14 protein-coding genes are annotated in these 13215 nt (G+C 69.8%); 11 read left to right on the top strand and 3 right to left on the bottom strand.

Features of this window, described 5'->3' with window-relative positions; translation table 11 throughout:
* The first annotated feature begins 32 nt into the window (after positions 1 to 32).
* From O7624_RS03950 to O7624_RS03930, 5 genes are all read left to right on the top strand, one after another.
* Positions 33 to 1292 (top strand): MFS transporter, encoded by a 1260-nt coding sequence (locus O7624_RS03950; RefSeq protein ID WP_282238970.1) that lies wholly within the window; start codon positions 33 to 35, stop codon positions 1290 to 1292.
* The gene (locus O7624_RS03945; RefSeq protein ID WP_282238969.1) at positions 1285 to 1659 is read left to right on the top strand and encodes a cupin domain-containing protein; all 375 of its coding nucleotides are present in this window, start codon (positions 1285 to 1287) and stop codon (positions 1657 to 1659) included. Before O7624_RS03950 ends, O7624_RS03945 begins: the two co-directional genes overlap by 8 nt.
* Positions 1660 to 1784: 125 nt before the next feature.
* A complete protein-coding gene (locus tag O7624_RS03940; RefSeq protein WP_282238968.1) occupies positions 1785 to 2213 on the top strand; it encodes a class I SAM-dependent methyltransferase in 429 nt (142 codons plus the stop codon).
* Positions 2210 to 3301 (top strand): saccharopine dehydrogenase NADP-binding domain-containing protein, encoded by a 1092-nt coding sequence (locus O7624_RS03935; RefSeq protein ID WP_282238967.1) that lies wholly within the window; start codon positions 2210 to 2212, stop codon positions 3299 to 3301. The genes O7624_RS03940 and O7624_RS03935 overlap by 4 nt, the downstream gene beginning before the upstream one ends.
* Before the next feature lie 6 nt (positions 3302 to 3307).
* Entirely contained in the window at positions 3308 to 3802 is a 495-nt protein-coding gene (locus tag O7624_RS03930) for a hypothetical protein (RefSeq protein ID WP_282238966.1), read from the top strand.
* A gap of 55 nt (positions 3803 to 3857) precedes the next feature.
* On the opposite strand, the gene O7624_RS03925 is transcribed toward O7624_RS03930, so the two are convergent.
* A complete protein-coding gene (locus O7624_RS03925; RefSeq protein WP_282238965.1) occupies positions 3858 to 4811 on the bottom strand; it encodes a LysR family transcriptional regulator in 954 nt (317 codons plus the stop codon).
* 238 nt (positions 4812 to 5049) lie between these two features.
* On the opposite strand from O7624_RS03925, the gene O7624_RS03920 reads away from it, so the two are divergent.
* From O7624_RS03920 to O7624_RS03900, 5 genes are all read left to right on the top strand, one after another.
* On the top strand, positions 5050 to 5760 hold the full coding sequence (locus tag O7624_RS03920) for a ThuA domain-containing protein (protein ID WP_093402804.1): 711 nt from the start codon (positions 5050 to 5052) through the stop codon (positions 5758 to 5760).
* Positions 5730 to 6848, top strand: a complete 1119-nt coding sequence (locus tag O7624_RS03915; protein ID WP_282238964.1) for a Gfo/Idh/MocA family oxidoreductase — start codon at positions 5730 to 5732, stop codon at positions 6846 to 6848. Before O7624_RS03920 ends, O7624_RS03915 begins: the two co-directional genes overlap by 31 nt.
* Positions 6849 to 7284: 436 nt before the next feature.
* Positions 7285 to 7824, top strand: coding sequence for a PadR family transcriptional regulator (locus O7624_RS03910; RefSeq protein ID WP_282238963.1), 540 nt, complete (start codon positions 7285 to 7287; stop codon positions 7822 to 7824).
* Complete coding sequence (locus tag O7624_RS03905) at positions 7821 to 8549, top strand: ABC transporter ATP-binding protein (protein WP_282238962.1); 729 nt, start codon at positions 7821 to 7823, stop codon at positions 8547 to 8549. The genes O7624_RS03910 and O7624_RS03905 overlap by 4 nt, the downstream gene beginning before the upstream one ends.
* A 1-nt stretch (position 8550) precedes the next feature.
* Positions 8551 to 10314 carry an FtsX-like permease family protein gene (locus O7624_RS03900; RefSeq protein WP_282238961.1) on the top strand — a complete coding sequence of 588 codons (1764 nt, stop codon included), beginning with the start codon at positions 8551 to 8553 and terminating at the stop codon, positions 10312 to 10314.
* A gap of 91 nt (positions 10315 to 10405) precedes the next feature.
* Here the strand turns inward: O7624_RS03900 and O7624_RS03895 are convergent, their stop codons facing one another.
* Both O7624_RS03895 and O7624_RS03890 read right to left on the bottom strand, forming a co-directional pair.
* The gene (locus O7624_RS03895; RefSeq protein WP_282238960.1) at positions 10406 to 11284 is read right to left on the bottom strand and encodes an LLM class flavin-dependent oxidoreductase; all 879 of its coding nucleotides are present in this window, start codon (positions 11282 to 11284) and stop codon (positions 10406 to 10408) included.
* A 91-nt stretch (positions 11285 to 11375) separates the two neighbouring features.
* Positions 11376 to 12395, bottom strand: coding sequence for an aldo/keto reductase (locus O7624_RS03890; protein ID WP_282238959.1), 1020 nt, complete (start codon positions 12393 to 12395; stop codon positions 11376 to 11378).
* Between the two features lie 154 nt (positions 12396 to 12549).
* On the opposite strand from O7624_RS03890, the gene O7624_RS03885 reads away from it, so the two are divergent.
* Positions 12550 to 13137, top strand: coding sequence for a TetR/AcrR family transcriptional regulator (locus O7624_RS03885; RefSeq protein WP_282238958.1), 588 nt, complete (start codon positions 12550 to 12552; stop codon positions 13135 to 13137).
* Positions 13138 to 13215: the final 78 nt, after the last annotated feature.

Genomic DNA, 13215 nt, shown 5'->3' with positions numbered 1-13215 from the left:
CGACCGACCTGCTACGAGGTACGAGGTACGAGATGACCACAACCGGCAAAGCGTCGAGCGCGAACTCGGCCGGTGCCGTGCCACGTCCCGGCGCGATGCGCAACCTGGTGGTAGCCACCATCGGCTTCACCGTCAACTTCTGGGCCTGGGCGCTGCTCGGCCCGCTCGGCCCGGGCGTCAAGGAGCGCCTCGGGCTCAGCTTCGCTGCCCAGTCGCTGCTGGTCGCGGTGCCGGTGATCGTCGGCTCGCTGGGCCGTGTCCCGGTCGGCGCGCTCACCGACCGGTACGGCGCGCGCATCATGTTTCCCCTGCTCAGCCTCGCCACCATCGTGCCGGTGCTGACCCTGACCGTCGTGGACAGCTACCCGGCGCTGATCGCCACGGGTTTCTTCCTCGGCCTGGGCGGTACGACCTTCGCCATCGGCGTGCCGCTGATCTCCGGCTGGTACCCACCCGCCCGAAGAGGGTTCGCGCTCGGCGTGTTCGGCATCGGCACCGGTGGTACCGCCATCGCCAATTTCACCACCGTGCGCCTTGCCGACACCTACGGCGAGAACACGCCCTTCCTGCTGGTGGCGGCCATTCTTGCTGGCTATGCCGTGCTGGCGTTCCTGCTGCTGCGCGATCCACCCGGCCGTACCGCTCCGGCCGGGTCCGCGCTCGCCCGCACCGCCGAGGTAAGCCGGCTGACCGTCACCTGGCAGCTGTGCTTCCTGTACGCGGTCGGCTTCGGCGGGTTCGTCGCCTTCAGCGTCTACCTGCCCGCGTACCTGCGCACCGCCTACGAGTTGAGCGCCAACGACGCGGCGCTGCGAACCGCCGGCTTCGTCGTCCTGGCTGTGGCCGCCCGCCCAGTCGGCGGCTGGCTTTCCGACCGTCTCCACCCGGTGCCGGTACTCGTATGGTGCTTCGGCGGCACGGCCGTGTTCGCCATCGTTCAGGCGTTCCAGCCGCCCCTGATGCCGGTCGCCACGATCGCTCTCCTCGCCATGGCGGCTCTGTTGGGTGCCGCCAGCGGTGCCGTCTTCGCCCTCGTCGGCAGGGTCGCCCCGGCCGACAAGGTCGGCACGGTGACCGGCGTGGTCGGGGCGGCGGGCGGCCTGGGCGGGTTCGTCCCGCCGCTGATCATGGGCTGGGTGTACGGCATCGAAGGCTCGTACACCATCGGTTTGATGCTGTTGTCCGACGTCGCCCTCGCCGCCGCCGTCTACACCGCCGTCAAGATGAGCCGGGTCGACAAGAAATCAAACCTCGTAGCGGACACAGCGCCCCGCCGGAGCATCCATGCCTGATCTGATGACAGATATCGACCAGCAGAGGGAGATCATGCAGAAGTCGTCGCTGACCGACCTGACCGACCAGCTGCTGACCGCGGCGCGGGGCGCGTCCAGCGGGCGTAGCGCCCAGACCGTGCACGGCGGCCACACCAAGACATTGCGGCAAACCGTCATCGCCCTCGTCGCCGGTCAACGGCTGGACGAACACGAGAACCCGGGAGAGGCGACCGTGCACGTGCTGCACGGCCTCGTCCGACTCGCCACCGACACGGCCAGCTGCGACGGCACCGGCGGCGACCTGTTGCTGGTCCCCGACGCCCGGCACAGTCTCGAGGCGCTGCAGGACTCCGTGGTGCTGCTGACCGTCGCCAAGAAAATGTGACACGGCGCGGGGGCGGATCCGTGCCATGCGCTGACGGCATGGATTACCCAAACAAGTTGCAGTGGTGCTCATAGCTGGGCCCGTACAGACTCACTTCCGTGGACAGCGTCCGAAGAGGTGATCAGATGCGGGTGGCGAAGGCTGACCAGGCGATGGCCTGGAATGGTCCGGAGGGGGCCCACTGGGTCGAGCACCACGATCGGCGGGGGGACCTCGACGATGCGTTGCTCGACCGCCTGTTCCGGTTGGCCGACATCGGCCCCACCGACGTGGTGCTCGACATCGGGTGCGGCACGGGGCGCACCACCCGGAGAGCGGCACGACAATGTGCCCGGGGTTGGGCGGCCGGAGTCGACCTGTCCGCGCCGATGCTCGACCGGGCCCGGGCCGACGCGGTCCGGGAGGGGCTGACGAACGCCCGGTTCCACCAGGGCGATGCGCCGGTGTACCCATTCCCCCGCGGCCGGCACGACGTGGTGATCAGCAGGTACGACCTCGGGGCCGGTGTCCACCTCAGCGGTAGGCACTGGGGCGTCACGGCGAGGTGGCAATGACCGGCCACGGGGTGGCCGTCGTGATCGGCGGCTACGGCGCAGTGGGTCGGGTGGTGGCCACCACACTGGCCCGGGATGCCGCGAACGAGGTCGTTGTCGCTGGTCGTGATCTGGCGCGTGCTGAGGCCCTGGCCCGGACCGGCCCGGGCGGGCTGACCCCGCGCCGGTTCGACCTCGACGACCCGCGGGGTCTCGACGGGGTGTTGGCCGACGCCGCCGTGGTGGTCATGTGTGTGGAGCATCGCAACGAGGCGGTGGCGCGCGCATGCCTGGACCGTGGCGTTGCCGTCGTCGACATCAGCGCGTCAGCCGACGTGCTGGCCGGCATCGAACGGCTCGATGCCACCGCGAAGCGGACCGGGACGGCCGCCGTGCTCAGCGTCGGGCTGGCACCCGGGCTGACAAACGTGCTGGCGCGACGCTGCACCGAACGCCTGCCGTCCGCGACCTCCGTCGACGTGACGATCCTGCTGGGTACGGCGGGTGACCACGGGCCCGACTCGGTCCGCTGGACGGTGGCGGGACTGACGGCTCCGCCCGACCGGGCTCGACGGCCGGAACGGGCCCGGGTGGACCTGCCCGGGTTCGGTGTACGCACCGCGTACCCGTTTCCCTTCTCGGATCAGTACACGTTGACCCGCACGCTCGGCGTCCCGGTGACCACTCGTCTCTGTTTCGACTCCGGTGCGGTGACAGCGGCGTTGTTCGGGCTGCGTGGGGTCGGTGCCTTCCGGCTGGCGGATCGGCTGGGCGGGGCTCGCCTGCTGACCGGCGCGTCGAGCCGACTGCGGCTCGGCGGGGACCGGTTCGTGGTGCACGCTTCGGCCACCGACAGGGGCGGGAGGCAGGTGTGGTCGGCGGTGACGGGCCGTCAGGAGGGTCATGCGACAGGCGTGGTGGCAGCGGAGATCGCCCTCGGCCTGATGGCTCGCCGCTATCCGCCCGGGGTGCATCACATCGACCAGATCGTCGAGGCGGGCGAGTTCCTGAAAACGATTCGGCGGCATGACCTGACCGTGCACGAGCAAACCGTCGTTCCCGATCGAGCTGGCGACAGGCCGGATCCCGGCCACGTCCGAAGGATGTGAGCATTGATGCAACGAGCTTCAGCGGACCGGTGCGGAACCGCCATCGCCTGGACCACAGTGGTCTTCCTGGTGACGTTCATCCATCACGTGTACGGGGGGCTCCGGTTCGACAGCCCACAGCGGACCATCCTGGCTGGGGTGTTCAGCGCCGTCTTCGCCGTCACGTATCTGGCATATCGGCTCGGATCGACGATGCGGTGGGCTCGCCCGATCTTCTGGTCCCTGGTCTACGCCTTCTGGGTGGCGGCGGTCGGCCTTTTCGAGGGTGGGTTCAATCACGCCCTGTTCGTCGTGCTGCGGCTGCTGGACGCTCAGACCCTCATCAACGACCTCTATCCCGTTGACGGCGATGCGCGCATCTCGGACGACGTGTTGTTCCAGGGCACCGGGGTGCTGACCCTGGTCACCGCGGTGGTGCTGGCGGTGGCGCCCGCCTGGTCCCGGAAGCCGCCGACGAGCGGGAACGACCGGCGACCGGCGGTGGACAGCGGCGCACGTTGATCAGGGTTTCCGCCGAGGCGCCTCTCGATCCTCCGGGCGCCCCGGCGGACTGTCGTCACGCCTCGACGGGCTGCCGGCAGATTGCCGTGAGGATCTCGATCATCGCGGTCGCCGCCGGCGACCGGAACGGCGGAGCGGCCGCTGCGGCATACAACCGGCGGGTCGGCAGGACCGGAACGGTGGGGCGCAGGACGATGTCCGGCCGTAGCGCGGCCTGGGTCAGCGTCGGCACGAGCATGACACCGGCCCGCGCGGCGACCAGGGCCTGCTTGCCGTTCCAGTCGTCGCAGAAGAAGGCGATCTGCGGGGGACCGCCCAACGCCTCGGCGATCGGCGGGATCGGACCGAGGCAGTCCGGATAGGCGCCCTCGATCCACCGCTCGTCCTTCAGTTTCCGCAACGGCACTCGATTGCGCTGCGCCAACGGATGATCGGCCGGCAGGGCGACGTGTAGCCGTTCGTCGCAGAGCGGCACCAGGTCGAGACCGTCCAGCGCTTCGTCGGTGACCCGCGACGCGGACGGGTCGTACTTCGCGCTGGCCGGGTCGACGAACAACTGCCACGAGGTCAGCAGGGCCACGTCGATCCGGCCGTCCCTGATGGCCGCCAGCGGCCCCGCCTCGTCCGGTCGGACAAGGTTCACCGCGACGCCCGGATGGGACTCGGCGAAGCACCGAATGGCTTCCGGAGTCAGTCGGGCGTTGGCGCTCGGGAAGGCCGACACGTTGAGCTGCCCGCCGGTCAGGCTGGTGAAGGCGCGCAACCGGGCTTCCAGGGCGTCGGTCCGCACCAGGATGTCGCGGGCGAGCTCGACGGCGGTCTGCCCGGCCTGGGTGAGCCGTACGCCGCGCGGAAGCCGACGGAACAACGGCACGCCGACCCGCCGTTCCAATCCGCTGATCTGCCGTGAGACGGCTGGTTGTGTCATGGACAGCGCCTCGGCTGCGGCGGAGAACGAACCCCGGCTGGCGACCTCCAGGAGCACCCGCAAGGTCCACGAGTCAATCATGCATGCAGCTTATATCCGTGGTTTCCGCTTAGACCGTACGCTGTGCGTTGTCAGCGCTCGGAACTGGCGACCGGAGGCCCAGCACCGACCATTACTCCTGCGCATGGCAGGCGGGCCCGGATCTCGGCGCCTCGGGTGAGGGGCTGAGCCAGGAGGGCGGCCCGGGTACGGTTAGGCCCTGTGTCGAGTCCCTGGCCGACGCACGGCGGGCCCAGGCGGGACCGGGGGAGGAGTGGGTGTGACGCAGCGGAGAGCCCTTGTGGTCCGAGGCGGGTGGGAGGGCCACCGGCCGGTCGAGGCGACAGAGTTGTTCATCCCGTTCCTCGAACGCAGCGGATACGCGGTACGGGTGGAGGGGTCGACGGAGGTTTACACCGACGCCGCCGAACTGGCCGACACCGACCTCATCGTGCAGTGCATGACGATGTCGCAGATCACCGCGGAGCAGGTGGCGGGTCTGGCTGCGGCGGTCGTCGCCGGTACGGGTTTCACCGGCTGGCACGGTGGCATCGTCGATTCGTTCCGCGCCTCGTCGGATTACCTGCACCTGGTGGGCGGCCAGTTCGCCACCCATCCGGGCGTCCAGCCGTGCGACCGTAGCGGCGGCGAGGCAGACAACTTCCTGCCTCACTCGGTCACCATCACCGACCTCGGCCGGGAGCATCCGATCACCGCCGGGATCGAGAACTTCGACCTGGTCACCGAACAGTACTGGGTCCTGCACGACGACCTGATCGACGTCCTGGCCACCACCACCCACCCGACCCGGGAGTGGCACCCGTGGCACCGGCCGGTCACCTCACCGGCGATCTGGACCCGACACTGGGGCGCCGGGCGGATCGTGGTGACGACTCCGGGGCACAGCCTTGACGTGCTGGAGCATCCGAGTGTCCGTACCGTCATCGAGAGGGGAATGGTGTGGGCGACCCGCACGGCGTCGGCGTCGTAGGTCTCGGGTTCATCTCCCGCGCGTACCTGAACACGCTGGCCGACCATCCGACCGTGCGCGTCGTCGCGCTGGCCGACCTGGACGCGGCCCGGGCCGACGCGGCCGCCGCCACGATTCCCGGCGCCGAGGCGGTCAGTGTCGAGCGACTGCTCCACCACCCCGACGTGGAAACGGTGCTCAACCTGACCATCCCGGCGGCGCACGCCGAGATCTCGATCGCGTCGATCGACGCCGGCCGGCACGTCTACGTCGAGAAGCCGCTCACCGTCACGCTCCCGGAGGCCCGGTCGCTCATGAGCCGGGCGGCGTCGGCCGGCGTCCGCGTCGGATGCGCGCCGGACACCGTTCTGGGCACCGGTACGCAGACCGCCCGCGCGGCGATCGACGGTGGACTGATCGGCCGCCCGTTCTCCGCATCGGCCGTCATGGTCACCCCGGGACACGAGCGCTGGCACCCCAACCCCGACTTCTACTACGCCCCGGGCGGCGGCCCACTCATGGACATGGGGCCGTACTACATCTCCGCGCTGGTCCACCTGCTCGGGCCGGTCCGGGCGGTGATCGGAGCGGCCAGCCGCCTGCGTGACAGCCGGGTCATCGGCTCGGGCCCCCGGCTCGGGCAGCGGATCCCGGTCGAGGTGCCGACCCACGTGAGCGGTGTGCTGGAACACGAGGGTGGTGCCCTGAGCACTCTCACGACCACCTTCGACGGTGTCGCGACGACGGCCGTGCCGATCGAGGTGCAGGGGGAGGAGGGCACCCTCGCCGTACCCGATCCGAACAACTTCGACGGCGAGGTCCGCCACCTCGCGCTCGACGGCCCCGGATGGCGCACAGTCGAACCGCGGGCCGGGTACGTCGCCGCCGCCCGGGGGGTCGGTCTGATCGACCTGGTCCGGGCCGACGATACGCGTCCGCCACGGGCCAGCGGCGAGGTCGGGCTGCACGTACTCGACATCATGACCAGCCTGCTCCGGTCGGCCGCCGAGGGCCGGCGGATCGAGCTGACGACGGCCGTCGAACGTCCCGCACCTGTCCCGCTCACCCCGACCGAGGACTGGCTGTCCGCCCTCGCGCCCGAGGGCTGAGCGAATCCGCGGCACGCGGATCGCCGTCTTCGCCGGGGCTCAGGCGGCCTCGCTGTTGGCGTAGCCGATCTGGCCGTTGACCCAGCGCCGGGACCGGCCAGGAAGGACACCACCTCTGCGGCGTCCTCCGGTGCCGAGGCGCGCTCACTGGGGTTCATGCGCGCCATGCGCTGCACCGTCTCCTCGTCCAGCAGGAACAGCGGCGTTCTCTGCGTGCTGACTGGCACTCTGTGCTCGTGATGTGGCGGATCGACGCGGCGTCGTCTTGGTGGTCGCCGAATCGGGATCAGCGCGGAGTCTCGGTACACCTGCGCGTGCAGAGGTAGAACAGCCGCTCAGGTTGGTAGCGGCTGGGTCCGTGCGCCCGCCGCCGGATTTGACAACACCATAGCTAACGGCTATCTATTGGCGGTCCAGAACGAAGGGATGTGCCTGGGTGCAGGACGTGGTGCTGGCCATGCTGGCAAAGGAGCCAGCGCACGGGTACGAACTGCGTGGCCGGATGCGTGACGCACTCGGCCCGCTGGGCGACGCGATGAACGCTGGGCAGATCTACGTGACGCTGGCCCGGCTGGGCAAGGCCGGACTGGTGACCTCGGAGCGGGCCGACGGCCTGCCGGACCGGCCCGACCGCCGGGTCTACGCGCTGACCCCGGCCGGACAACAACGGGTCGCCGGCTGGCTGGCCGAGGTGAGCTGGCCGAAGCCGGACCTTACGGAGTTCCATTTGAAGCTGGTGGCCGCCGCGGCTGGCCGGCTGGCCGATCCCGTGGCACTTGTCGACGCACAGCGGCGCGAGGTACTGCGCCGGCTGCGCGACACGCAGCTCGCCGCATTGGACAGGTCGGTGGATCCGGTCGCCGGGCTGCTGCTGGAGGGTGTGGTGCTACGGCTGCGGGCCGACCTGGAGTGGCTGGAGGCATGCGAGCGAATGTGGACCGATCGTGATCGGACGGAGCGGAAGGCGGAGGCGTGACCGGTTCGATGGCGTTGCGGGCACGTGGGTTGACCAAATGGTACGGCTCGAACAACACGCTTGTACGGGCGGTCGACGAGGTCGACCTGGACGTGCCCGCCGGGCAGACGTTGGCGGTAATGGGCCCGAGCGGATGCGGCAAGTCCACGCTGCTGCACCTGCTCGGCGGGCTGCAACGCCCGACCAGTGGGCAGGTGTGGCTGGCCGGGAACCGGATCGACACGCTAACTGAACGGGCGCTGGCCCGGCTGCGGCGGGACCGCGTCAGCTTCGTCTTCCAGTCGTTCCACCTCATGGACGAGCTCACCGCGGTCGAGAACGTCGAGCTGGCGGCGCTACTGGCCGGCCGCTCACCAGGGCGGGCCCGCAGGCGGGCGATGTACCTGCTGGACCGGGTCGGGTTGGCCGACCGCGCCGCCCACCTGCCCTCGGCGCTCTCCGGCGGGCAGCGCCAGCGGGTTGCCATCGCCCGCGCCTTGAGTAACGAGCCGCTGGTCGTACTCGCCGACGAACCCACCGGCAACCTGGACAGTGCGGCCACCCTGGAGGTACTGCGGCTGTTCGAGGAATTGCACACCGCCGGGCAGACCCTCGTGGTGGTTACCCACGACGCCCGCATCGCCGCCGTCTCCGACCGGGTGATCTCGATGCGTGACGGGGCATTCGCCGACGACAACCGATTCGCCGTTGCTACCAGGGGAAACGTCTACGGCGGGCGGCGCTGACATGTCCGGCCGCCTTCTGCTCGTCTGCCGGCTGCTGATTCGGGACCTGCGCCGCCGCCGGACCGAGACCCTCCTGCTCCTGGTCGCCATCACCGCCGCCACCGCCACGCTGACCCTCGGCCTCAACCTCAACGAGATCGCCGACCGGCCGTACCAGCAGACCCGGACCGCCACCGCCGGACCGGACGTGATCATGACACCCCTTGCCACCGGTCAGGCCGCGTTGGACGAACTCGCACCACTGACCAGCGCGCCCGGCGTCACCGGCCACAGCGGTCCCTTCCCGATCGCCTACCTGACCATGACGGCCGCCGGCAGTTCCGCCCACGCCGTTGTCGAGGGCCGGGACATCGCACCGGACTCGATCAACCGGCCGGCGATGACCGACGGCACCTGGGTACGCCCGGGCGGTGTGGTCGTCGAGAGCGCCTTCGCCGACGCCCTCGGCATCCGCGTCGGCGACACCGTCGACATCGAGGGCCATCCGCTACGCGTGACCGGAACCGCGGTCACCGCCGCGAGACCGACGTATCCGTACGCCGGGTGGCACTACTCCGGCAGCGTCCTGGTCGAGCGCGGCGGCCTGGTCTGGGTCGAGCGCGGCGACATCGCCACGCTCGCGGGCGGCGAGCCGCTGTCGTACACCCTGAACCTCAAACTCACCGACCCGGCGGACAGCGCCAGCTACGGCGTTGGCCCCCACGTGGCCACCTGGCAGTGGATCGGCGAGCTCAACGGCCGGCTGTACCAGGACGCGCAGATGGCGCTGCTCGTCGGTAGCTGGCTGCTCAGCGGCCTCGCGCTGACCGGCGTCGCCGGCATCGTCGCGGGCCGGATCATCGGCCAGCGTCGCCGGGTGGGACTGCTCAAGGCCGTCGGTGCCGGACCGGCCGTGATCGCTGCCGTCCATTTCGCCGAGTACCTCGTCATCGGGCTCACCGCCGCCGCGACGGGCGTGGCCGTGGGCTGGTCCGCCGCACCCGTGCTGATCCGCCCCAGCGTCGGACTCATCGGCTCGGTCAACGCCCAGCCGCCCGCGCTGCGTACGGTGATCGCCGCCACGGTCCTCGCCCTCACGATCGCCGTGGCGGCCACCCTGGTACCGGTGATACGCGCCGCCACCACCAGCACCGTCCACGCACTGGCCGACGCCGCGACCCCACCGCAGCGCCGGCAATGGCGGATCTGGCTGTCGCGGCAGTTGCCCACCCCCCTGCTGATCGGGGTGCGGATCAACGCCCGCCGGCCGCGCCGTGCCCGGCTGGTCACCGTGAACGCCCTGATCACCACGACCGCACTCGTCGCCGTACTCGTAATCAACACCCGGGTGGAGTACTTCGACCTCGGCTATACAGAGCTGGCCAACCCCCGCAGCGAGCGAATGGACCAGGCCCTGCTCGTCGTCATCGTCGTGCTCTGCATCCTTGCGCTCATCAACGCCGTCGTGAGCACCTGGACCGCGGTCCTCGACGCCCGGCAGCCACTGGCCGTCGCGCGGACGCTCGGCGCCACGCCCGCCCAGGCCGGCCTGGGCCTGGCGGTAGCGCAACTGCTTCCCGCCGTACCCGGCGTCGTGGCGGGGATCCCGTCCGGCATCGGGCTCCTTACGTTCGTCAGCCGTGCCGGGACCCAGTACCCGCCCACCGCCTGGCTGCTCGCCACGGCACTCGGAGTCCTACTCGCCATCGCCGCGCTCACCGCGATCCCCGCAATGGTTGCCACCCGGGGCTCGGTCGTGGACACACTCCGGGCCGCACCGAGCTGACCGCCGTCACCTGCACCACGACCGTTCGCGAAACGACTCGCACGGCAACGGCCGCGTAAGCGCGATGCGAAGGTTCGCGCTGCGGCTGGGGTTACCGGGCGGGCGTGGTGATGAGTTCGTCGGCAACCCACTGGGCGACGTTGGCGGGGTAGGGCGCGGGCAGTCCGAGGACGATGTGCGGGAAGCCGGCGTCGATCGCTCTGCCGATTGCCTCCTGGGTGATGCTGGGCTGGTCGTAGGAGACCTGCAGGACGATCGATCGGGTGATCGAGGCGGGGTCGCGCCCGATCTCGGTGCAGTAGCGGTCCAGCAGTGCGCTGCGGCGGGCGGCGTCGTCGATGTCGCCGCCGGGGATGTTCCACAGGTCGGCGTGCTCGGCTGCCACCCGCAGCACGGCGGCCGAGCGTCCGCCGACGAGGATCGGTGGGTGGGGGCGCTGGACGGGTTTGGGGTTGCCGAATGCTCCGGTGAGCCGGTGGTAGGTCCCGTGGAAGTCGAACGGGTCGGTCTCGGTCCACAGACGCCGAATGACGGTGCATGCCTCGGCGAGGCTTCCCACCGCGTGTGCCGTGTCGTGGAAGGGCAGGCCGTGTGCTTCGTACTCGCGCCGGGCCAGGGGGTGGCTGGGTCGTGAACCCGCGCCGATACCGAAGTCGAGCCGTCCGTCGGAGACGATGTCGACGGTCGCGGCGATCTTGGCCAGCATCGCGGGCGGGCGGATGCGGTTGCTGGTCACGAGCAGGCCGAGGCGCAGTCGTCGGGTCTGTGCGGCGAGGGCCGAGAGCAGTGTCCAGCCTTCGTAGGTCGGCCCGTTCGGGTCGCCGCCGATCGGCATGAGGTGGTCGAACAGCCACGCGTGCTCGATTTCCGGGATGGTGTCTGCCTCGCGCCAGACCCGCAGGACGTCGTGGTAGTCGACCTGCGACGGGGCGGTCATGATCCCGAATCGAGGCAGGGGTGTCTGCGGCATGGGTCGGTCGTCCTTCCTTAAGGGCCACCCTGCGACGCACCGAGCAGCAGGGGTACGCCTGCTGCTCGGTGCGTGCCTGACGTGAGAGCGATCAGCGACGTCGCTGCGCCGAGTCGAGCAGGGCGGGCGGTGTGTCGTTCTTCTCGTGTGCGGCGAGGTCGACGCCGGGATCGACGATCGCGTCGATCGCGTCGAGGACGTCGGCGGAGAGCACGGTGTCCGCGGCGGCGAGCTGCGCATGCAGGTGGTCCATCGTGCGAGGGCCGATGATCGCGCTGGTCACGGCGGGGTGCGCGGTGACGAATCCGAGCGCGAGCTGGATCATGCTGAGGCCGGCCTCGTCGGCAACCGTGGCGAGCTTCTCGACGGCGTCGAGCTTGGCGCGGTTGGCGGGGATGCTGATGTCGTAGCGCTGCTGCATGAAGCCCGAGCGGTTGGTGCTGATTTCCTGGCCGGCACGGATCGCACCAGACAGCCATCCCGACGCCAGTGGGCTCCAGGCGAGCACACCCATGCCGTACTCCTCGGTCACCGGCAGCACGTGGGTCTCGACCCCACGCTGCAGGATCGAATAGTTGGGCTGTTCGGTGACATACCGGCCCAGATGGTTCTCCCGGGCGGCCCACTGCGCCTGAACGATGCGGTAGGCGGGGAAGGTCGACGAGCCGAAGTACCGGATCTTTCCCGCCCGCTGGAGATCGGTAAGCACTGACAGCGTCTCCTCGTCGCTGGTGCTCGGGTCCCACCTGTGGATCTGATAAAGATCCACGTGGTCGGCACCGAGGCGACGCAGGCTGTTGTCCAACGCGGTGACCAACCATCGGCGCGAACTGCCCCGATGGTTGCGCTCGTCGCCCATCGGCAAGCTCGCCTTGGTGGCCAGCACGACGTCGTCGCGGCGACCGGCGATGGCCTTGCCGATCATCTCCTCGGACTGGCCGCCGCTGTACACGTCAGCGGTGTCGATGAGGTTGATCCCCGCATCGAGGGCCGCATCGACGATGGCGGTCGCTTCCTCCTGCGTGGTGTTGCCGATCTTCCCAAAGTTCATCGCGCCGAGCACGAGGCTGCTGACCTGCACACCGGTGCGGCCCAAAGTGCGGTACTGCATGACTTGTCTCCTTTGCGACGTGAAGTGGTTTGCGAAGCGCGGCTTGGGTCTTGGCTCGCCGGTTCAGTATGCTGACTGAGCGGAACCGTGTTCCGTTAGCCAACATACGGAACAAGGTTCCGCATAGCAAGGGACGTGGCGGAGGTAACGCGCAGTGGTCAGCACCGACAACGGATCAGGGGCGTCAGCCAGGCGAAAGCGTGCGGACGCCCGACGTAACGAGGAGACACTGCTGGACGCCGCCGCCGCGGCTTTCGTCACCTCCGGCGTCGATGTGCCCGTGCGCGACATCGCCGCCAGGGCCGGCGTCGGCATCGGCACGATCTACCGCCACTTTCCGACGCGGGCCGATCTCATCGTCGCGGTCTACCGGCACCAGGTCGAGGCATGCGCTGAGGCCGGTCCGGCACTGCTGGCGAGCAGCAGTACACCGCACGCCGCCCTGGTGCGTTGGATCGACCTCTTCGTCGACTTCCTGGTCACCAAGCACGGCCTTGCCGAGGCATTGCAGTCCGACGATGCTGCCTTCGAGACTCTGCACGCCTATTTCATCGACCGCCTCGTCCCCGTGTGTGCCCAACTCCTCGACGCAGCTGCCGCAGCGGGCGAGATCCGCCCCGACATGGATGCCTACGAACTGCTGCGTGGCGTCGGCAATCTCTGTATCGGCGCGGATGACAACCCCCGCTACGACGCGCGTCGCCTGGTCGGACTCCTCACTGAAGGACTGCGCCTCCGCTAGGCAGTCGGCTGCGATCTCCGCCTTCCGTGCCTGTCCTGGGCCGGCGGTAGATTCGCCGCCACGACGGCGGTCGACGAA

The organism is Verrucosispora sp. WMMD1129 (assembly GCF_029581255.1).
Classification (GTDB): Bacteria; Actinomycetota; Actinomycetes; order Mycobacteriales; family Micromonosporaceae; genus Micromonospora; species Micromonospora sediminimaris.
The sequence above is the reverse complement of the archived record's forward strand: the minus strand, read 5'-3'. Positions and strand labels throughout refer to the sequence as shown.